At 60.8% G+C, this 19355-nt stretch carries 28 protein-coding genes; 5 read left to right on the forward strand and 23 right to left on the reverse strand.

Going from position 1 to position 19355, the window contains the following annotated elements; genetic code table 11:
• Window positions 1–276: 276 nt before the first annotated feature.
• The 6 genes from HKD21_RS12350 to ssb (HKD21_RS12370) all read right to left on the reverse strand — a co-directional run bounded on the left by HKD21_RS12350 (window position 277) and on the right by ssb (HKD21_RS12370) (window position 3945).
• Complete coding sequence (locus HKD21_RS12350) at window positions 277–951, reverse strand: hypothetical protein (protein ID WP_194255951.1); 675 nt, start codon at window positions 949–951, stop codon at window positions 277–279.
• Between the two features lie 313 nt (window positions 952–1264).
• Window positions 1265–1933: a hypothetical protein gene (locus tag HKD21_RS12355; protein WP_062028005.1), complete on the reverse strand. Its 669-nt coding sequence runs from the start codon at window positions 1931–1933 to the stop codon at window positions 1265–1267.
• A 708-nt stretch (window positions 1934–2641) separates the two neighbouring features.
• Window positions 2642–2875, reverse strand: a complete 234-nt coding sequence (locus HKD21_RS12360; RefSeq protein ID WP_194255952.1) for a hypothetical protein — start codon at window positions 2873–2875, stop codon at window positions 2642–2644.
• 151 nt (window positions 2876–3026) lie between these two features.
• Window positions 3027–3152, reverse strand: coding sequence for a hypothetical protein (locus HKD21_RS14535; protein ID WP_255494207.1), 126 nt, complete (start codon window positions 3150–3152; stop codon window positions 3027–3029).
• On the reverse strand, window positions 3145–3423 hold the full coding sequence (locus HKD21_RS12365; RefSeq protein WP_194255953.1) for a hypothetical protein: 279 nt from the start codon (window positions 3421–3423) through the stop codon (window positions 3145–3147). The genes HKD21_RS14535 and HKD21_RS12365 overlap by 8 nt, the downstream gene beginning before the upstream one ends.
• Before the next feature lie 27 nt (window positions 3424–3450).
• Complete coding sequence (ssb, locus tag HKD21_RS12370; protein ID WP_194255954.1) at window positions 3451–3945, reverse strand: single-stranded DNA-binding protein; 495 nt, start codon at window positions 3943–3945, stop codon at window positions 3451–3453.
• 239 nt (window positions 3946–4184) lie between these two features.
• On the opposite strand from ssb (HKD21_RS12370), the gene HKD21_RS12375 reads away from it, so the two are divergent.
• Complete coding sequence (locus tag HKD21_RS12375) at window positions 4185–4535, forward strand: hypothetical protein (protein WP_194255955.1); 351 nt, start codon at window positions 4185–4187, stop codon at window positions 4533–4535.
• Window positions 4536–4695: 160 nt separating this feature from the next.
• On the opposite strand, the gene HKD21_RS12380 is transcribed toward HKD21_RS12375, so the two are convergent.
• Window positions 4696–5505 carry a hypothetical protein gene (locus HKD21_RS12380; RefSeq protein WP_228121447.1) on the reverse strand — a complete coding sequence of 270 codons (810 nt, stop codon included), beginning with the start codon at window positions 5503–5505 and terminating at the stop codon, window positions 4696–4698.
• Between the two features lie 255 nt (window positions 5506–5760).
• On the opposite strand from HKD21_RS12380, the gene HKD21_RS12385 reads away from it, so the two are divergent.
• A complete protein-coding gene (locus HKD21_RS12385; RefSeq protein ID WP_194255956.1) occupies window positions 5761–6114 on the forward strand; it encodes a hypothetical protein in 354 nt (117 codons plus the stop codon).
• Window positions 6115–6335: 221 nt separating this feature from the next.
• Complete coding sequence (locus tag HKD21_RS12390; protein ID WP_194255957.1) at window positions 6336–6929, forward strand: nuclease-related domain-containing protein; 594 nt, start codon at window positions 6336–6338, stop codon at window positions 6927–6929.
• 12 nt (window positions 6930–6941) lie between these two features.
• On the opposite strand, the gene HKD21_RS12395 is transcribed toward HKD21_RS12390, so the two are convergent.
• The 7 genes from HKD21_RS12395 to HKD21_RS12425 form a co-directional block, all read right to left on the reverse strand.
• Window positions 6942–7307 (reverse strand): hypothetical protein, encoded by a 366-nt coding sequence (locus tag HKD21_RS12395; RefSeq protein ID WP_194255958.1) that lies wholly within the window; start codon window positions 7305–7307, stop codon window positions 6942–6944.
• 67 nt (window positions 7308–7374) lie between these two features.
• Window positions 7375–7767, reverse strand: a complete 393-nt coding sequence (locus HKD21_RS12400; RefSeq protein ID WP_062273651.1) for a hypothetical protein — start codon at window positions 7765–7767, stop codon at window positions 7375–7377.
• Window positions 7767–8138, reverse strand: coding sequence for a hypothetical protein (locus tag HKD21_RS12405; RefSeq protein ID WP_061500330.1), 372 nt, complete (start codon window positions 8136–8138; stop codon window positions 7767–7769). Before HKD21_RS12405 ends, HKD21_RS12400 begins: the two co-directional genes overlap by 1 nt.
• A gap of 86 nt (window positions 8139–8224) precedes the next feature.
• Entirely contained in the window at window positions 8225–8716 is a 492-nt protein-coding gene (locus tag HKD21_RS12410) for a MucR family transcriptional regulator (RefSeq protein WP_194255959.1), read from the reverse strand.
• A 282-nt stretch (window positions 8717–8998) separates the two neighbouring features.
• On the reverse strand, window positions 8999–11047 hold the full coding sequence (locus tag HKD21_RS12415) for an ATP-dependent helicase (RefSeq protein ID WP_194255960.1): 2049 nt from the start codon (window positions 11045–11047) through the stop codon (window positions 8999–9001).
• Window positions 11044–11715 (reverse strand): hypothetical protein, encoded by a 672-nt coding sequence (locus tag HKD21_RS12420; RefSeq protein WP_194255961.1) that lies wholly within the window; start codon window positions 11713–11715, stop codon window positions 11044–11046. The genes HKD21_RS12415 and HKD21_RS12420 overlap by 4 nt, the downstream gene beginning before the upstream one ends.
• Window positions 11712–12692 carry a DUF3991 and TOPRIM domain-containing protein gene (locus tag HKD21_RS12425; protein WP_194255962.1) on the reverse strand — a complete coding sequence of 327 codons (981 nt, stop codon included), beginning with the start codon at window positions 12690–12692 and terminating at the stop codon, window positions 11712–11714. Before HKD21_RS12425 ends, HKD21_RS12420 begins: the two co-directional genes overlap by 4 nt.
• A gap of 668 nt (window positions 12693–13360) precedes the next feature.
• On the opposite strand from HKD21_RS12425, the gene HKD21_RS12430 reads away from it, so the two are divergent.
• Window positions 13361–13663: a BrnT family toxin gene (locus tag HKD21_RS12430; RefSeq protein WP_228121449.1), complete on the forward strand. Its 303-nt coding sequence runs from the start codon at window positions 13361–13363 to the stop codon at window positions 13661–13663.
• Window positions 13632–13910 carry a helix-turn-helix domain-containing protein gene (locus tag HKD21_RS12435; RefSeq protein ID WP_010505506.1) on the forward strand — a complete coding sequence of 93 codons (279 nt, stop codon included), beginning with the start codon at window positions 13632–13634 and terminating at the stop codon, window positions 13908–13910. The genes HKD21_RS12430 and HKD21_RS12435 overlap by 32 nt, the downstream gene beginning before the upstream one ends.
• Before the next feature lie 33 nt (window positions 13911–13943).
• On the opposite strand, the gene HKD21_RS12440 is transcribed toward HKD21_RS12435, so the two are convergent.
• From HKD21_RS12440 to HKD21_RS12480, 9 genes are all read right to left on the reverse strand, one after another.
• Entirely contained in the window at window positions 13944–14132 is a 189-nt protein-coding gene (locus HKD21_RS12440; RefSeq protein ID WP_194255963.1) for a hypothetical protein, read from the reverse strand.
• The gene (locus tag HKD21_RS12445) at window positions 14129–14350 is read right to left on the reverse strand and encodes a hypothetical protein (RefSeq protein ID WP_061500341.1); all 222 of its coding nucleotides are present in this window, start codon (window positions 14348–14350) and stop codon (window positions 14129–14131) included. The genes HKD21_RS12440 and HKD21_RS12445 overlap by 4 nt, the downstream gene beginning before the upstream one ends.
• Before the next feature lie 92 nt (window positions 14351–14442).
• Complete coding sequence (ssb, locus tag HKD21_RS12450) at window positions 14443–14793, reverse strand: single-stranded DNA-binding protein (RefSeq protein WP_172493778.1); 351 nt, start codon at window positions 14791–14793, stop codon at window positions 14443–14445.
• Between the two features lie 26 nt (window positions 14794–14819).
• A complete protein-coding gene (locus HKD21_RS12455) occupies window positions 14820–15341 on the reverse strand; it encodes a hypothetical protein (RefSeq protein ID WP_194255964.1) in 522 nt (173 codons plus the stop codon).
• Entirely contained in the window at window positions 15338–15688 is a 351-nt protein-coding gene (locus HKD21_RS12460) for a hypothetical protein (protein WP_194255965.1), read from the reverse strand. Before HKD21_RS12460 ends, HKD21_RS12455 begins: the two co-directional genes overlap by 4 nt.
• Before the next feature lie 54 nt (window positions 15689–15742).
• On the reverse strand, window positions 15743–15871 hold the full coding sequence (locus tag HKD21_RS14540; RefSeq protein ID WP_263595676.1) for a hypothetical protein: 129 nt from the start codon (window positions 15869–15871) through the stop codon (window positions 15743–15745).
• A 195-nt stretch (window positions 15872–16066) separates the two neighbouring features.
• Window positions 16067–16474: a hypothetical protein gene (locus tag HKD21_RS12470; protein ID WP_194255967.1), complete on the reverse strand. Its 408-nt coding sequence runs from the start codon at window positions 16472–16474 to the stop codon at window positions 16067–16069.
• 71 nt (window positions 16475–16545) lie between these two features.
• A complete protein-coding gene (locus HKD21_RS12475; RefSeq protein ID WP_194255968.1) occupies window positions 16546–17226 on the reverse strand; it encodes an LPD29 domain-containing protein in 681 nt (226 codons plus the stop codon).
• A gap of 188 nt (window positions 17227–17414) precedes the next feature.
• A complete protein-coding gene (locus HKD21_RS12480; RefSeq protein ID WP_194255969.1) occupies window positions 17415–19277 on the reverse strand; it encodes a ParB/RepB/Spo0J family partition protein in 1863 nt (620 codons plus the stop codon).
• Window positions 19278–19355 lie beyond the last annotated feature (78 nt).

Here is a 19355-nt window from a genome sequence, read left to right on the forward strand (position 1 = left end):
ACTGAACGCTGGATGCGAGGCCGCCGTCGTGGAACGGGCCTCCCCGGACGGTCCGCAGGACTGGCCGGGGAGGTTGAGGAGCCGTCTCACGAACCGATCACCCAGACCAGGACCATCCGACGTTGGAAAAAGACGCGGGCAAGCCGTTACCCGGAAGGGCCGAGACCCGAGGGCCAGACGCCCGGTTGAGGGCGGCTGGACGTCGGGGCTCGGTGGAGCTTGGCGACGAAGGAGCCTAGCGGAATAGAGCGCGCGAACCCTTCGGGGGCCGCCCGGTTAAAGGAGCCGTTCTCGGATGATTTTTCCGGTCATTTCGATGGACTCATTGCTGTTGAGGCCACCAGCACTGGTCAGATGCGGGACCACGGCGAGAGGTGTCTCTCCGGGATAGAGCCTGATCCGCTTTGTGTGGTTTCCAACCTTGAACTCGGCGAGTTCACACTTGATTTCTGGCTCAGATGCGATGCTCACGAAATCTCGCTCGTGTGTTACGCCGACGCCAATAAACAGTTTTGGTCTATGCTCCTTGACCTGCGCTCTCATTGTCTTGAAGCAAACATTTCTGACATATGCGATGTAATCGGCCTTGCTTGCGAAGCCTGTGCGCTCCTGCGCTTCAGCGGACCATGTATCGACGGTCAGGCAGTTTTCCGGGAAGAGGTTTGTGAGCATGTAGCCGCAGTCTGGAGACGCAAAAATGCTTCTTTCTTTTGCAAACTCGAAGGCTTCGCGGATGGGATAACCCTCGATGCAACAGAGCAGCTTGTGGGCTTTTCGATTGTATCCTCCGGGGTATCCCCATTGCTTTTCGACTGAAAAACCTTCTTCCGCGACCAGGGCAGGATTTGTATTTTCGGAGTCACCAAATTCAATGCCACAGAGCCAGGTGGAAGGCTTTTCAGCGCTTCCAATATCTCCCGGCCCGTCAAACCGGTAGTCGTCCAGCCTCATCGTGTGACCTTTAACGAACGACGCATTTCTTGAAAGCATTATGGCCTCTCTGGAACTAACTTCGTTCGAGACTAGGAAATCGCGTTAAGGGAGGCAATTCCACGCTTGCCTCTTTCGGTTGCCTTGGCGCAGCCCCCCTGTGGGGGGCGAGCATTGGGGGCAAAACACTCCGCGCCGACGAGGCGCGTCCGCCTTCCTGGAAAAAACGACGGGAGAAAGAAAAGGGCGGACGGGAGAAGAGGCCGAGGGCAACGCCGAGGCCGTCAGCGCGGCCCCGGTGAGTGGCCGGACCTGCTGGCCCGGCCTGTGGGGGTTAGAGAACGGCCCCCCATTGTGCGGCGCGGACGTTCTCGGTGAGGCTGCGGGCGTTGTCCTTGACGTAAGGCTTCCAGTCTTCCCCGATCAGTTCGCGGTAGGCGTCACATGCGCCCTGAGCCATGACGGCGAGCGCGTAAGCCTTAGGGGCCTGCTGTGCAGCGAAACGGACGGCCCGATCTACGCGGTTTTCCCCGCCGTCGATGCCTTGGCGGTCTTCGTCGCGGCTTTCGTTGCTGAAAGAGTTCTGTTCGTCTCGGGCAATCTGGCGCTTGTTCTCATAGAAGTTGGCGGCACCATAGGCAGAGCGGATCAGGCCGTCCACGATGCGGCCAAGGTGCATTTCCATGGCCTTGAAATTGCGCTCGCCCCGAAAGTCGGTGACGACAAGCACATCCTCAAGAAGCGTGTACTGGTCGCGGATCATGCTGAGACCGGCCCCCATCAGCTCGTCATAGTCGCCAGCCTCGAAACCGAAATGCTGAACGATAGCGGCGATCTTGTCATCGTTGGGGGCAAGGCGCATGACGTCTGCCAGCGTGGGAGCGGCAATGGCCTTGGTGCGCTCGCGGGCTTCGTTGAAACGACGGACGGCGGCGGGGCTGGCCTTGTTTGCAGCCTTGCGGTTCTGGGCCTTCGGTGCGATTGTGGTTGCTGCGTCGGACATGAAAATCACCTTTCTAGTCTAGCGAAGTCCCGTTCGGTGGTCGAAACACCGTTCGGGGCGCTTTGTCTTGAGGGCCAATCCCTCTCGACAAGTAAAAGATAGCCTTTTTGGCCTTTCATGACAAGAGAAAAAGCGCGGAAAACCGCCATAAAACGCGATTTATTTTTGTAGGACAAGTAAAAAGATTTCTTGATTACTTCATGAATACCTGTCGTTTTCCTAGACCCATCCTGCCCGTGCGGCGAGCACACTGACGGCGACGAGAGTGGAACGACGGTGGCGTTTTCCTGAGCCCATCCTGCCACCGGCCAAGACGGGCGACGGGACAGGCCGTCAAGCCCGGAGCGTCCTGAGCAAGGGAGGCAGGCTTGCGGCTGATGCGGGGTCGCGTGCGGCCCTGCAGCAGACGCGGGCCTGACACCTGCCGCCGAGGGTCGCGCAGTGGCTTTACGGACTGGCACGGCGACTGTCAGACTGAACGCTGGATGCGAGGCCGCCGTCGTGGAACGTGCCTCCCCGGACGGTCCGCAGGACTGGCCGGGGAGGTTGAGGAGCCGTCTCACGAACAGATCACGCACACCAGGACCGTCCGTCATCGGAAAAGAATGCGGGTGAACCGTTACCCGGAAGGGCCGAGACGCAGGGGCCAGACGCCCGACCAAGGGCGGCTGGACCCTGTGGCTCGGTGGAGCTTGGCGACGCAGGAGCCTAGCGGAATAGGGTGAACGAACCCGTCAGGGCCGCCCCGATCCTTCTTTTGCTTTTTCTACTGACGGCCTGATTTCTGCGTGAAGAGTCCCGCGTGAGGAAGAACGCGGCAAACCCGACGGCAAGCACGAGCAGACCTCCCTTGATGGGATGCAGAAAGCCCTGCCAGATCAGAAGAAGAATGGCGAGCTGGATACTCAGCGCACCGATGCGGATTACGGTTTGTCGTGACATGGGGCCAGTCTAGTCTTTTTCTCTGTCCTGGCGCAGCCCCCCTGTGGGGGGCGAGCATTGGGGGCAAGACACTTCGCGCCGACGAGGCGCGCCCGCCTGACTGAACCGGGCGAGCGGACAAAAAAAGCGGCCCGGAGGCCGCCTGTCGGTGTCAATGGTGGGACGTTCGCAGCTTTGCCAGCCGGGACGCGATGGGTCCGATCGCAAGCCCCAGACCGATGGTGAAAGCAGCGGCAGGAAGAAGAATAAACAGGATACTCTGGGTTACGTTATCCATTGGTTTTCGCCTCCGTCTTGTCCTCAGGATAGGGGATATAAGCCAGAAAAGTCAAAGAAATTGCCTCAAGGACGGCTCCCAGAAAAAAGCAGGTGACGGCACGCATGGAGGTCAACGGTCCTGTCCCGGAGATGAGTGGGGTCACGATGCCGAGCCCCCACGCGCTGAGGGCGAATGTCTGAAGGACGCTGGCAATCGCCTTATAGCGGTCTTCCTTGTGTTTGGAGCGCTGCGGTGGGGGCAGCAGCGCCATGAGGCGGTCTTTGTTCATCTGGCGCTAGGCTCCTTTTTCCCAGCGTCAAAACGGCACGTCATCGTCAAGATCGTTCCCTGCGGGCGCATCCCAGCCGCCATTGCGGTTTCCGTTGCCAGACGATCCACCTGACCGGCCGCCACTGCTTCCACCAGCAAAGCCGCCCTCGCCTTCATCGCTGTTGCCCCGGTTGCTGTCGATCAGCACCAGCTCACCCCGGAAACGGTCAATAACAACCTCTGTGGTGTAGTGCTCCTGACCGTCCTGACCGGTCCATTTGCGGGTGCGGAGTTCGCCTTCGAGATAGACCTTGCGGCCTTTGCGGAGGAAGCGCTCGGCCACATCACCCAGACGGTCATTGAAGATGACGATCCGGTGCCATTCGGTGCGCTCACGACGTTCGCCGCTCTGCCGGTCGTTCCAGGTGTCGGACGTGGCCAGCGTAAAGCTCACGACCTTGGACCCGGACTGCGTATTGCGAACTTCCGGGTCTTTGCCAAGGTTGCCAACGAGAATGACTTTGTTAACGGAACCAGCCATGAGAGCCTCCAAGAATTAGGGAACGTATCGACTGGACTTGTTCGGCGCGATCGCCTCTGTCCATGAATAGATAATAGGTTTTTACTTGGTGACAGTCAACAAAAAACGGCAGAAAACCGCCATTTACGAAGAAATAAAGCCGCAGAAATGTGCGATTTACTTGTTGATTGCTCAATAGGTATTTGATGTTTTCCTAGACCCATCCTGCCCGTGCGGCGAGCGCATTGACGGAGACGAGAGTGGAACGACGGTGGCGTTTTCCTGAGCCCATCCTGCCACCGGCCAAGACGGGCGACGGGACAGGCCGTCAAGCCCGGAGCGTCCTGAGCAAGGGGGGCAGGTTTGCGGCTGCTGCGGGGTCGCGTGCGGCCCTGCCAGCAGACGCGGGCCTGACACCTGCCGCCGAGGGATGTGCAGTGGCTTTACGGACTGGCACGGCGACTGTCAGACTGAACGCTGGATGCGAGGCCGCCGTCGTGGAACGTGCCTCCCCGGACGGTCCGCAGGACTGGCCGGGGAGGTTGAGGAGCCGTCTCACGAACAGATCACCCACACCAGGACCGTCCGTCATCGGAAAAGAATGCGGGTGAACCGTTACCCGGAAGGGCCGAGACGCAGGGGCCAGACGCCCGACCAAGGGCGGCTGAACCCTGTGGCTCGGTGGAGCTTGGCGACGCAGGAGCCTAGCGGAATAGGGTGAACGAACCCGTCAGGGCCGCCCCGAATCCTTCCCTTCTTCTGCCCTTCAGATCACCCACGGGTCAGTCTCGAAGAAAGAAAACACATTATCCCTCTCTCCTGCTCTGCCTTCTTCAATCTCCTCCTCAGCACCTTCTGCTTCTGGCGCGCTTTCCGCCTCTTCTTCTCATCAGCCTTCCAGCACTCTCGCAGGACGGCACGCAGTTCGGGACACTGTGCGCTTATCTGTCCATAAGCTTGACGCCTAAACAGGGCCACGCCGCCGAAGCGGTCGATACCTGTCAGCAGGGTGCATCTGCCGATCCCCGGATAGAAGATCACGCCGAGACCATCCTGCGCATCGGGTGTTGAGGGCAGCCGGAGGAAAAGGGTGGCGAAGCCATCCGAGGTCTGGACCCATCCGGGCGCTGGCCCTGCCAGTTGCCTCAATGGCATCAGGTCTAAGTCCGGACAGTTCTCGGCTATGGCCGCCGAGAGAGGCTGAGACCTGTGCCAGAAGCTGGCGCAACAACCCGCCCAGTCTTTCGAAGGGTCTGTTGGAAACAGGATCGAGAAAACGGTGATGAGGTCTGCTTCATAGACGAGCTGACCGCCCTGCCATTTGGCAAAGCCCGGATCATCGAAGCAGTCGAAATACTCCATGCCCCGGATACTGACGTCCGGAAAGTCGTCGGACAGCCCATGGCCGTGGTCAAGGAACGACGTTCCGATCCCGTTTTCGAGGGTCATCACCAGTGTGGTGTCGGTCTCCCACGCCATCTGGTCCGGTGCGCAGGTCCGGTAGGCGCGCTCTTCGGCGATCTGGCGCAGACGGTCCTGCGGGCCTGTAAGCGTGAAGACTGTTGTGACGGGAGTAGCCACGGAAAATATCCTTTTCTCTGTTCAGATGTTTTCCCTCAGGCGCAGACGGCTGGACGGGACAATGGCGCGCCCTCCAGGGCGCGGGCCGCGTGCGGCCGAACCATTGTGGCGGCCGGACGGCCTGTGGCGACTGGACTTCCTTTTCCCGCCTCTTCCCTTCCTGTCCCCACCTGCAACTCCTCTAACCTTCATCTGTTTCTATGGATGTTCAACGATCCGGCCTTGCCGGAGCCTATTGAGAAACAGGATGCTTTTATGAAAACCTCCCTGATGATTGCCGCTGCTGCCGGACTTCTGGGAACAACACTTGCTTCCGCCCAGGCAGAGCCGGGTGGATGCCTCAAGTACGGTGCCGCAGGCGCCGTAGGCGGCCATGTTGCCAACCATCACGGTGTTCTGGGCGCCACGGGCGGATGCATCACCGGTATGTACGTCCGACATGAATATCGGAAGGAAGCACGCCAGAAGGCTGCGCTCTATGACAAGGATCATCCAGGAGCCAAAGGCTCCTACGAAGAGAAGGCCACGGCCTATGACGTGGAGCACTCCACGAAGCCGGGTCAGATGAATGGGACTGCTGCCGAAGCGCCGAGCGGTCAGCCGCAGTAAAAGCCACTCTCCCGTATGGGATCAGAAAGGCCGGGCTTTGCCCCGGCTTTTTTTGTCTTCTTTTTCTGCTTTGGCGCTGCTGGATGAGTTTTTGGATACCGGTCCGTAAGAGCGCTGTCCCTCAGCGTATAAGTCGCAGGCCGAACGCCTAGTCTTACCCACAGTGCAGATACAGGGGAGAACAGGATGACGACTTATTCTCACAAACGGGAATACCACCAGTGGTCCGCCTGAGACTACGGCCGCGTGGCGGTCCGTCCCGCATCGAGCGCAGTGACACCGCGCACGCAGCCTGGAAGAGCCTTCAGGCCGAACTCAAAGGTGCGAAAGGCGAGGACAGGATCCGAACCCTCCTGAACGAACTGGGACGGCCGAGCCTCCATGACGTTCGTCTTCCCAAGGCCTCTGGTGATGGCACAACCCAGATTGACCATCTCGTCCTTTTGCCCCGTGCCCTCATGGTCATCGAGACCAAGCACTATGCGGGCCATCTGAGCGGGCATCCGAATGACGAATACTGGCGCCAACGTCTAGGGAAAGAGGAGGATGGCCGGCTGATCTACAGCCCTCTTCGCCAGAATGCGGGCCATTGCGCAGCCGTCCGCGCTATGACGTCACAGGCCTGTCTGGATGTGGAGATCCTGAATCGCGTGGTCCTGACAGGGCGCGCTAGCGTCAGCCCGGCCCTTCAGGCCTGTGTCAGAACTCCGGACGCCCTCGCCGACGAACTGCGACACAACTGCGGAGAGGCGTCAGGACTGATGATGGGCTTGTGGCAGAGGATCGTGCGCGTCGCCCATCACACAAAGAAATAGGCGCGCAGCGCCTTATTCCACGGCAATACCGATGGCGGCCGCTGTATACCGGGTTGTTGGCAGGATCCTGACTACCACCTCCCCGCTAACGTCGGAGAGATAGAGAAGCCCGTCTTTCGGGCAGCCCAGAGGGCGCCCATCAGGATCGAGCACCAGGCGAAGGCTGGTGATCGGGCTGACTTCATAAACATGATGCTCGTCCCAGGAGACGAACGCATGAATCCGCCCTTTTTCGACCACCGTATGCAGCGTTCCCGGGAGAATCCCTCGGGTTTTCTGCTTCAAACGCTCTGACATGAACTGACCAACAGCCTCTTTCTGCGGCTCGGTCAGGCTCTCATATGTGCAGGGGGCGGGATAGATCGGTTCACCAGTCACGCGGCCAGTCCTTCCTTGCTGAGATGGATAAGGAAAGCGCCAAAGGTGCCTCCCTTATCGGGACAGGTCAGTGTTTTGCCGACGCCTGGCGTTGCTCGTCAATAAAGTCCGTGACGTCTTTCAGGACGCCATCCGGAATTTCCTCGCCGTCATCGAGATCGACTTCCAGGCCTTCGGCCGACGTCTCCGTGCTGCCAGCCGACAGGCCGAGACAAAGATCAGGATCTTCAGGATCGTAATCGACCCTGACGGCCCAGCCATCCGATAGAAATACGAAATCGCTGAGCAGGCCGTCCTCTTCAAGATCGTCGTCGTGCTCCCCCTCGGCCTCGGACGGCAGATCGGAAGCCTTGCAGACACCCGCATACAGGCCAGGAAAGGCCGTGTTCAACGCATCCACGACCTGCTGGGTCTGCGGGCGAAACGGCCCGGTCTTTGAGACAGGCATCGCATCACACATCAGTTCAGCTTCCAGCAGGTGGACGTCACATGCTGACTGAATGTCAGACGCGTATTGCCATTGTGATCACCGATCAGCTCGCACCGCACCCAGGTGTAGGGTCGTGCCGGGCCATTGTCCTTCTGAAGGATCAGGATGTTGCCTTCCTCGCCCGCGCTGGAATGGATGAGGTAATTTTTGTTCAGAAGATCCTGAAGACTGTCAGGGACGACTTCAAATGCGGTCGCGACAGAGGCCGTATGGCCTTTGCCCGACAGGTTGGGTGTCGCAGGCCCCATACTCCCGAGCGCGGGATCGAGGGCAAAAGCTGGCGAAAGAGCAGCGGCCGTGAGGCCGGCTGCCAGGGCAAGAGAAGAAAAATAACGGGTCACGGTCGATCCTTGCGGTTCATTGGATCTGAAAAGATCGCTTTACCCCGCAAAGGTAAAGACCGCTTCTGCGACTTCCTAAAAGAGACTCAGACCTTTGCAGGGCGTCCGCGACGCTTCTGTGGGATCTGACGCACGGGAATCTCTGGTTCTTCTGGCTCGGAAGCCGGATTGCTCCGACCGCCCTTCGTAGCCCCCAGACCGATCTTGTGAGCCAGATCCGTGCGGTGACGGGAGTAAGCAGGCGCGGTCATGGGATAGTCAGAGGGCAGTCCCCATTTGGCGCGATATTCATCCGGAGTCAGATTGTATGCGCTCATGAGATGCCGTTTGAGAAGCTTCAGCTTCTTTCCGTCTTCGAGACAGACGATGTAGTCCTCAAACACAGACCGCTTCGGATTGACGGCCGGGACCAGCTCGACTGGCTCTGGCTCGGGCGGCTGACCGGCCGACGCCAGGGCTGCATGGACAGTCCGGATCAGCTCGGGAATCTGCTCTACCGGTACCTCATGAGCACTGACGTAGCTTTCGACAATATCGGCCGTTAGATGACGGAAATCTGTTTCAACGTCTGTGGTCATTTCAAATGCCTTTTTCAAATTTTGACTGTGTAGAGTGTCTGTCTATACGCAAGATAACATGACAGGTCACTGAGGTCGCGTCGCTCGCGGCATAGGAGCCGGGGCAACACCTCGTCCCAGATGACGGTGTTCGGAGCAGTAGTGCGTATCGCCTTTCGGTCCGATGAACCCGAAAGCCGCCCCCTTCCCGCACACGTCGCAGTCATAAAGCCAGCCAGACTTCGTCCTGGGCCGCAGGGAGGTGTATGGCCTGTCGTCAGGACTGTGATGATCGGGCATGCCTTAAAACCCCATGGCATCAAGAGTGGCCGCCGTGTGCCGGAACCGGCCCCCTGTCTCTCTTCTCTTCGATTGCCCCTGCTGGCGCAGCCAGCCCGTCACGCGATGCTCGGCTGGGATTTCCTCAATGAAGCCTGACGGCCTCGCTGAAACACCCTGACGATAGCCGACACTGCTGATCGTGGCCTGTTGCATCGCACGGGTCAGCGACACATAGGCCAGACGGCGCTCCTCCTCATAATTGCGCTCGCCCATCCCCGGAAAGACTGTCTCTTCCCAGGCTGGCAGGAAAACGTGGGGAAACTCCAGACCCTTGGCGCGGTGCATGGTCATGAGCTGCACCCGATCGCGCCCACGCTCGTTCGGTGAGGCCGTGGCCAGGGCCGCGTGCTCCAGAAGATCCTGAAGCCGGGTAAAGCCCTCGGCCAGCCCGACCAGCTCGGACAGGTTCTGCAAGGCCGTCTCCCCTTCTTCAGACGCGGCCTCCCGCCACATCGTGTAGTAGCCGGTCTCCTTCAGGAGCGTATCGAGGCGATCACAAAGCCGCATGTCCGGGATCTGGCCGATCCGCGAGACCGTCTCACGGAAGGCAAGCAGGCTGTCACGCACCTTGGCGGGAAGCGTTGCCGTAGTGACGGCCGCACACAGGCTGAGGCCGCGATCCTGCGCCTCCTGCTCTATCTGGCCAAGCGCCTTGGCGCCAAGGCCTCGCCTGGGCACATTGGCCACGCGCCGGAACGCCTCATCGGACTGGCGACTGTCCGGACAGGCCGCCAGCATCAGGAAAGCGAGCGCGTCCTTCACCACGGCGCGATGATAGAAGCCGACATCGCCGATGATCTCGTAGGGGATACGCGCCTTGAGCAGCGCTTCTTCCAGAGAGCGGGACAGACGGTTAATCCGGTAGATCATCGCCATGTCATGCCAGGCCACACCTTCTGCCGCACGACGTCCCATCTCGGCTGCAATCGCGTCAGCTTCATCTGACGCATAATCGTAGCTCAGCACCTCGATCTTCTGACCGTCGCCCTTCTGGGTAAACAAGGTCTTCGGGATCCGGCCCGGGTCTCGCGCGATGATGGCGTTGGCGGCCTGGAGGATATGATGCGTCGAGCGGAAGTTCTCTTCGAGCTTGAAAAGTCTGGCCCCGTCAAACTCCCGAACGAAGTTTCGGATGAAGCCAATTTTGGCCCCACGCCAGGAATATATTGATTGCGAATCATCGCCCACAGCGAAGAGTTCTCGTGAGTATTCAGACATATAGGTGAGCCAGAGCATCTGTGCACGGTTCACGTCCTGAAACTCATCGGCCATCACGGATGTGAAGCGCTGCGACCACCGGTCGCGGTAGGATCGGTCGTTCATCAGCGCAAGCGTTGGCCACATCAGCAGGTCGGAGAAGTCGGCGGCATTCTGCTCGCGCAGGGTCGCCTGATAGATCTGGTAGAGCCGGACGGCAAACTCCCAGCCTTCGACATCGACCATCTGACGCGCTGCACGGCGGCGCTCGATCAGCCCGCGCACCCAGGCCGGTGCGGCCTCAGGTGTGACGAGGTTCTCCTTCAGATGCCCGATCCGCTCGCCCATTGTCTTGACCTGCCGGACGTCACACTTCTTGCCTGTGTCCGGTTCGGGCACAGTGTCGGGGTCCATGGCCTTCATGAGACGACGGATCAGCGCCGTCGCATCGTCCGCATCGCGGATGTCAAAGCCAGGGTGCAACTGCGCCACCTCAGGCTCCGCCCGGAGCTGCCGCGCGCCGAGGCCGTGAAAGGTGCCAAGCCAGAACGGAGCCTGCCCCTCGCCCAAGACGCCCGTGATGCGCTCGCGCATTTCCTGAGCAGCCTTGTTGGTAAAGGTCACGCACAGGATCTGTGACGGGCGCATCCCATACATCTGAATCCGGCACGCCACACCAGCCGTAAGCGTCTTCGTTTTTCCCGTTCCAGCCCCGGCCAGGACCAGCACGCGGCCGAGCGCCATGGCGGCTTCACGCTGCACTGGGGTCAGCGGATCCAGTACGGGTGCGAGGGTTTGGGGATAGGCGCTCATGCGGGCACCTGCTCAACCGGATAGACTTCAGACGCCACCGGATCCTCGACGGCCACGACATTGCTGCTGTCAGTAAAGAGGGTCAGCGGATGATAGAGATTGAAGCCCTCATGAGGGCCATCCCAACGCCCGGCAATGACGAGGGCCAGTGCGCGGTTCAGGCCGCTGCCCAGCCACACAAGCTGATGCGGGACCGGCATCTCCGGCGCTTCCGGATCCGTACAGCCGAGACGGCGCGCATGATCCATCCAGATCGCAGAGGCCTTTTCGTGGCCCAGCATGTTGAAGGTCAGGCCGCTCTTGAGAACCATCTGGTCGATATGCTGGCGGGCCGCAGAGCGGGTGTCGTTATACATCATGACGTCCTCAAAAGCCTTGGGGCAGGCTGACAAAGTGAGCGTTGGGAGTTCAGGTCCGTTCAGACGGACGATCATGGACTTGCGGGTGAAGACGACCAGCTCGCCGTCGCGGTCCCAGGCGTCGTTCAGGCGATCACCGCCGATCACGACCCCCTGCACCAGACCCTCGGGCGTCTGCGCCTCACAGAAGACTTCAGGGGCAGAAGATCCCACCCCGGCACGCTTCCAGACTTTCATGGCCTCTGCGTCCTGCCGCCACAGGATCAGGGTGATGGCCTGCCAGCTCAGACTAGATTTACTCTGTTTCATGCGGCCACGTCCTGACGGGCGCGGCGCTGCAGGACGGCGTTCCAGTCCTTGTCCCGGGCACTGGGTGAGTACCGCAGGGGTTTCAGCCCGGCCTCACGGATCATGGGCGCATAGATCTCTTCATAACGGTCGCCCTGGGCATCGCAGTCCACGGCAATCATGACGCGGCCGCCTGCCTCAAGGGTGCCAAGAAGCGCACGAAACTCCTCCAGGGCCTCGGGGCTCATGCCGCCGCCTGATGAGACATACAAGCTGGGTTCAAAATTGAACGGGTCCATGGCGGCATAGGACAGCACGTCGATGGCAGACTCACCGATGACCAGACGAACGGGCGTTTCACCTTTTTCGCCAGTCCTCATCCGAAAGAGCAGCTTGCCACCGCCGCCCGAGGAGAAGCCGCGATAGTCCGGCCCGCGCATTTCCATGCCGGTCAGCTCACCGGCATTGTTGCTATGGGCGAACCAGGCCGTGCCCTTCATACCTTCCCGCAGGAGACCCTGCTCGATGGCCAGACGCAGGATGCTTTCCGGCAACGCCCGGTCGCGGGTCAGATAGATCCAGGCGGCCGAACCCGGCTGGGGAGCCTGACGGTTCTTCCACATATATTTCGGATCACGCGCGGGCTTGCGCTCCTTCGGTTCTGCCACGTACTCGGCCCCGCTCGGCGCAAGGCCCAGCATTCCACGGAGTTCCACGCGCGCGTTGCCAAGGGACATGCCCGGATTGAGAAAGCGGACCAGGTCGATGACCGAGCCTTTGACGATCGAAGAGGAATTGTGCGGATCCCACCAGCCCTTGCCGCCGTGGGTCACGATGATGCTCTCGCCCTTCTGGCGACGAAAGCGCATGTGCCGGGCGGAGCTTTCGGACCGGGCGAACCTGTAACCGGCATGTTCCAGAACAACGATGCAACTGATCTCGTCACGAAACTTCTGGAGTTCGTCGTTCATCTGCTGAGGCGAGTTCTGGTAAGCCATGACGGAAAATCCTCCCGAACGTCCGTTACTTTCGATCTTTGGAAAGTATAGTAAATTAACGTCACAATATCCACTGAATACAACGGAATACCATGCAATATATTTACTTGATTGATTGAAATAGTTCTTGCGTCCAGAGCGACAAAAACCGGTTTTTCTTGTTCGTCCTGCGGGGGTTTCGGGGGCAGCGCAGCCCCCGGTGTTGCCGCTGAAAGGAGCTGTGTGGAGACGTTTTTCTCGTCCCGTCCTGCCAGGAACACGACAGTTGCGGGCCGAGGGTGTCAGGACCGGAAGACTGCGGATCGGCAAAAGCGGGTTGCGGGCAGCGCGGGACAACGTCCTGCGATGAACGCGGCCCTCTTTTGACGAAAGACGCGGTCTGGAGCCCGAAGGGTTGTCTTGAGACCCTCGGACCGTGACTGTCACACTGATCGCATGACGGCGAGGTCGGAACACAGCTCCGTGCCACCCCGCAAGGGGTGGTTGAAGCGGCAACGTCTGATGGTTCGGCATGAACGGATCCTTCAAGAAGTGTCATCAGTCTGCCCGTGCCATCTGCGACTGAAGCCCTCGGCCTCAGCTTTTTTTGTCTATCCGGCATATGAGGTTGATGGCGACCTGTCGAAATGCCCAAAAGTTACGGGACACCCATAGTTTTTTTCTTTACAATGGCTACGGGTATCCCGTATTACCGTCTCGTGGATAACAGGTTTGACCTCGCAAAAGACCTCGCCAACCAAAAAAAGCACAAGCTGTCTCTGGCCTTTGGCGACCTTATTTTCGAGGACGATAATCACCTGATCTTGCCCACCATCCGCATCGAGGATGAGGAGGATCGCTACAAAGTGGTTGGCGTCGTGGGCGAGAAGCTGTTCACCGGTGTGTTTGTCTGGCGGGACGATCTGCCCCGCTTCATTTCCGTGAGAAGGAGCAACAAAGGTGAAGAGAAAGCATATCATTCTGCCTGCTGATCCGGCGGATTCCGAAGACCGTGCGGTATCCACCGAAGGCATGGAGCGTGGGCAAAGAGCGCGGTTGATCCGTAAAACCCGTAACGATCTCGGTTTGTCTCAGGTCGAATTTGCCAGCCGTTTCCGCGTCCCTGTCGGCACGTTACGTGACTGGGAACAGGCACGGGCGATGGCCCCCGACTTCGCTGTAGCCTACGTCCGGGTCATCGGACGTCACCCCGATATGGTAGCTCAGGCAGTGGCCTGAGCTACCTTCACAACGAGCCGGGGATTCAGCCCATCAACCCCAAACGCCGGATAGCCTTTTTTTCGAAGACTCGATGTCGGCCATCCCGTCTTCGTCCTTCTTCGTCTGCCCTTTCTGTCGTTCCAGTTCCGCCAGTGTGCGTCTCACGGCCTGTGAGAACCGCGTTTTTCCTTCCCAGAAACGGCGTGAGTACGCGCGGCGGTCCACCGTCGCCGTCCTCATGCCACACCTTCCGGACGATCGAGGCTGTCCAGGAGCTTCTCCTGCGAGCGGCGGCGCAGCGTCGCGGCCTTGCGGCGGAAACCGGCCGTCAGGCGCGATGGCAGCATGAGGGACTGATCCGTGTCCTCCAGGAGCACGGCCTCAGCCATGAGGCGGACACTCAGGGCGCGCGCCTGACTGCGAGGGACTGTGAGAGGAGCGGGCGTCGAATAGAACATAAAACCTCCTGAGACCCGCCTCTGTCAGGAAGCGGGTATAAAAAGACCGGCTCCAGGGCCGGTTTACGTGCGTGTTTCGAAGAAAGAGGGCGTCAGCGGCCTGTGTCGGTGAGGATCCTCACGTCCCCGTCCTGGGCGCTCACGACGATCTCGGGTTCAGGCGGCCCCTGATCGGTACCCGGGCGGACTTCGTAAGCGCCGCGCACGAACACGAGTTGACCCTTGCGGGCGCGTCGCTCCAGAAGATCCGTCAGAAAGTCGTTGTGGCAGACGATCCTGTGCCACACGGTCTGCGGGACGCGGCGGCCAGTGTGTGTGTCGGTGCGGTGGCTGTCTGTCGCCAGACGGAAAAGGGCCACGCGGTGTCCGTCCTGTCCTGTGCGGATCTCAGGATCCGCGCCAAGGTTGCCAATGACGATGGCAAGGCTGAGGGTCTGAGCCATTGCTCTGTCCTTTTCTCTGGCCCGTGTCAGAAAAGCTCGGCCTGCACGGGCGCGGCAGGGAGAGGCTGGTGTTCGGATGGCAGGGAGATCCTGAAGCGCTGTGCCAGACGGGCCAGATCGGCCCGGTCGCGTGCCTCCTGCTCGGCGGCAAGGGCGCGCGCGTAAGCGTCGATCAGCCCGCTGCCGATGACGCGGTTGCGGATGTCGCGTTCGACGTCCGACCAGGTCCAGGCCGGATCGCCATAACAGCCGTGCAGGACGATGCCGCGCAGGAAGCCCAGACGCGCCTGTGTCGTGGAGAACTGCGCGCCCCAGAAGCCGTGGATGTCGAAATGGGCGATATGCCCGAACATCTGGCTCAGGCGGTTGTAAAGTGTGCGGTTCCACGCGCTCTGCGGAAACCCGCGCGCGATGAAAGACAGGAGCGCGTTACCGATTTTCGTTTTCTCGACCGTGTCACTGAACTGCGTTGCGGTGAGGCCCTGAGGCTCGATCGGCGGCCGCCGCAGGGACGGGCACGCAATGGACGCTGGCTCCAAGCCGTTCATGACCGCACCTCGCGGGCGAGCATCGCCTCGACCTTGGCGAGGTAGGCTTTGAACGGCGTCTCCTCAGGGATCATCCTGATCCACTGCTCGGTACCGAGGGATCCCTTCCACCGGGTCTCGCAGAAGCCCTCGGGATGATCGCTCCCACGCTCGGGTGTCACAGACACAAGAAAGGAGGCCTCCGGATAGTCGCCGCGCAGGCGCGTGCCATACTCGGCGACGGCCGCCCGGATCCCGGCAAGATCAGGCGCCTCGATCCGGGTCTTTCTGTAACGGTCCGGAGATGAACAGGAGATGAAGCTCCCGTGAGAGGCCGCAGGAATGGCAGCCAGAGTGTATGTCGGCATGGTGATCTCCACACAGGACAGCGCCGCCCGTGAGGGCGGCTGATCTCGGATCGGTCAGAGAAAGGCGGGGAGCACCACCACCAGAACGATGAAGGCTGCGAACAGCGCTGCACCTCCTACGAAGCCCGCGACTTCGAGCCATTCTGTGCGGTTGCGGGGACGCAGATCGGAAAAGTCGGCCATGTCATTCTCCTGTTTTCTTTCATGACCTCTTCCGGCGACCGCAGCGGAGACTGGCTGGCAAAGGCGCTGCAACGCAGCGGGATCGGACGTCCCGCAGCGCAGCGAGGACACGGCCGACCCACCCTTTGCCGGACAGGCTCCGGTGTGGTGCCCCCTCCCTCCCTTTCCCCTTCCCCCTCTTTTCTTCCCTGTTTCCTACTGCGCGAGATTGGCGAGCTGCCGCGCGAGGCGGGCACAGAGGGCGCTGGTGTGTGGATCATCCTCGTCCACGACGGCTCCCGTCAGAACGGGCAGAAGGCGCCGCGCTTCGGCCGCTGTCAGGTCGAGATGCCAGCCTGCGCCGATCTCGACGGCGACCGCCTGTGGCTCGTCAGCGGGTCGGACGGAAACGGAAATCTCGGTCCCGGACACATTTTCAGGTTCGAGAACGGTCTTCTGACCGTCCGGTAGGTGAACCGGGCGCAGCCCGCTTTCATTCGCCTCGTCGGCCGTCGCGTCCAGCACAAGCTGACCGGCTGCCTCGGCCGTCTCGGCCTCGACCTGAAAGTTGACGCGATCGGAGAGAAGCTGGCGCTCGCTGAGCGTCACAATAAAAACAGGCATGTCGGGCTCCAGAAATGGAAAAGGCCGCCCCGGAGCGGGCGGCCTTGAAGGGCGGACGAAAAAAGAGAGGCTCAGTCGCTCACAAATTCGGAGCAGCCGAACACATCCTGCCAGGGGCTGTTGCTCGTCAGGTGGCAGTCAGACTGCCAGTCGTAATAACCGGACTTGAACCGCGACGTGATGGCCTTGAGGGTTTCGGTCGCCGTCTCGTCCAGATCCTCCTCGGTCCGCACGGTCACACTGCCGTAGTGGCTCTTGCGGACGGAAAACTTCACCTTCGGGAAAGCCTTCTTCAGCATCCGGCGGATGTTTTTGGCCGCCAGCGTGCCGCTGCTGTCGTCGCCCTGCTCCAGATGGGCATAGTCCGGATTGACGCGGAGTGCTGCGACCTCGGCGGCATGTTCGGCTTTCGCGCGCGCTTCGACTGCCACCTTCTCAGCCTCAACCTCTTCGGCATGGGTGCGGAGGAAGGCGATCTCCTCAGCGCTTGCCAGTTTCTTGTCGGCTTCGATCCGCCACTGGACACCGCGCAGAATGGCCTCGGGCAGACGACGGGAGATCGAGCCACAGGCAAAGACGATATCGTAGGAGGCGCTCCCGCCCGACACGATGGCCCCGCCACGCGACAGGGACCGGACGGTGGTCGGGCTGGCCTTGCCGTAAACGGCCATGACGATCCCGGCTCCCCGGCTGTAGAGATGCGTGTAAACGCGGGTGCCGACCTGAACGGGAACGAGAGAGGGGACGAACATCGTCTGATCCTTTTCCTTTGGATTTTCGTGATGTCTTCTCCAGCGTCAGCGCGGGACGGCCGGGTCAAAAGCGGCGCGTGCGCCGGCACCGGAGGCGGCGAAGCCGGTAAGGAGCCACCTTTTGACCCGGCCGGAGCGCGATGGCAGCGCCCCTCCCCTCCTTTCCTTTTCTTTTCCCGCTCCCTGCTTCAGGCCACGACCACGATTTCGAGGTGGTCCCGCATGAACTGCATGGCCTCGTTGTGCTCCGACGGCTCGGGCTCGGGCGCTTGCAGAGAGAAAGTCTCTTCGGAGTCCGGCTCCGTCACTGGCACGACAGGGCCGTGCGACAGGTCGGCCTCATCATCGGCTGCTCCATCGAAATCATCTTCAGGCATCTCGTCCAGGTCTTCATCGTCCACCACGCTTTCCAGCTCGCGGATCTTCGCCTGTTTTTTCTTCTGCTTTTGCGTCCAGACGTCCTGCGCCTGCGCAAACGATGCGACTTCGGGCAGCCAGTGGCCTTCCCCGACATGGTTCATAAGGACCGCACGCATCTCCTTGCCGGTGTTCTGCGGCGCAAGGCCTTCGGCCTGAACCGCTTTGGTGATGCCGGGCTTGCTGTAGCATTTGAGGAACGCCTCAAAGGCCATGCTCGGCATCTTCTGGTCGGCACCGAACAGAACGCCCACGAGCTGCGCGGGCAGGCCACTGCCGCTGTGCATCGACACGTCGCAGTTCAGGATGCTTTGCAGGACGGTGACGGCATGGCGGCGGATCAGCTTTTCGTCCCGGACAAGGCTGCCTTCGGGGAACAGGTCAGCCATCGCAAGCGTGCGGGCGGTTGGCTCTGACCAGTTGTTTCCGCTGGCATCGCCATGCACACGGACGTTCTCGGCTTCCAGCGCCAGCAGGAGGGCTGCGATCAGCTCCCATGGATCGGCTGTCTCGGCCACCTCGCCGAGGGCTTCGCGCAAAGCGACGGTGCGGATCTCGCCGATCATCTTGTGGCCGGTCCCGGAAACATCCGGTCGTTCTTTCGGGGCCTCGGGCTCTGCGGGTCCGTTCGCGTGGCTCTGTGTAAAGGCAACAGACGGACGGCAGCGTTCTTCCACGATCTTCAGGTTTCGGGGATTGAGGCCGTACCCCATGACCTCACCCTCCTGTGTCGCCATCCAGGTTCCTATGGTAATGAAGCCTTCGGGGGCGCGGATGTATCCGTACTCGTCCGTGGTCAGGACAATGGAGTTTTCGGGCCGCTCATTGTCCAGCCAGTCCTGCTGTGCGGCCGCGTAAGCCGTGGCATCGAGCGTATAGCGGCTGTCCGTATCGGCTTCGGCAAACAGGTCCTCCATCCAGACGATATTGTGCCTGCGGGCAAGCTCGTCGCCAAACCGGGCGTCGCGGGCGTACCATTCCTTCTGTTCGAGGTTCCGGGCAAGGGCGCCCCAGGCCACGGTGTCCTCCGGATCTTTCGCCTTCACGCGATACTCGGCCGGATCCTCGTCGTCTTCCACGCTTTCGGAAAACATTTCCGCCCATGCGTTACGCTGCTCGTCCAAAGATGCCTGGGCGATAATCTTGCGCTGGCGGTCATCCGGTCCACGCCCAAGGGCAATGGCGTCGAGGATGGGCGGGTGCAGCTTCGCCAACAGGCTGAGGCGCTTGAGATAGGTCGGCGTCACCATCAGCGTCGAACAGACCTGCGGATCCGTGTAGCCAAGCTCCTCTCGCAGGCGCGTGACACTCCGCCACTGCTCGGGCTCGGTCATGTCGAGCCGGACAAAGTTCTCACTGACGGCGGCCAGGGCATCAAGGTCTTCGCTCTGATCCCCGACATACACGTCGATTTCGGAAAGGCCCGCATAGATGGCGCCTTCTGTCCGACGGTGGCCTGCCACGATCATCAGGCGTCCGTCTTCCAGTTCCCGGACGGCCGGGGGATGGAGGATACCAATCGCCTTGATGTTGAGCGCGAGTTTGCGCAGCTCCTCAAGGCTTCCGATGGAAGAGCGCGGATTGTTCGGATTGGGCACAAGGGTTTTCGGATCAACGCGGCGAAGCTCGGCCATGGAACGCTCTTTCTATGATTTTTCAGAGGTTCCTCCCGCGTCACGGGCCAGCCAGCCGCGCAAGGCCGCGCGAAGCGC

Source organism: Gluconobacter cerevisiae, from assembly GCF_015244675.1.
Classification (GTDB): domain Bacteria; phylum Pseudomonadota; class Alphaproteobacteria; order Acetobacterales; family Acetobacteraceae; genus Gluconobacter; species Gluconobacter cerevisiae.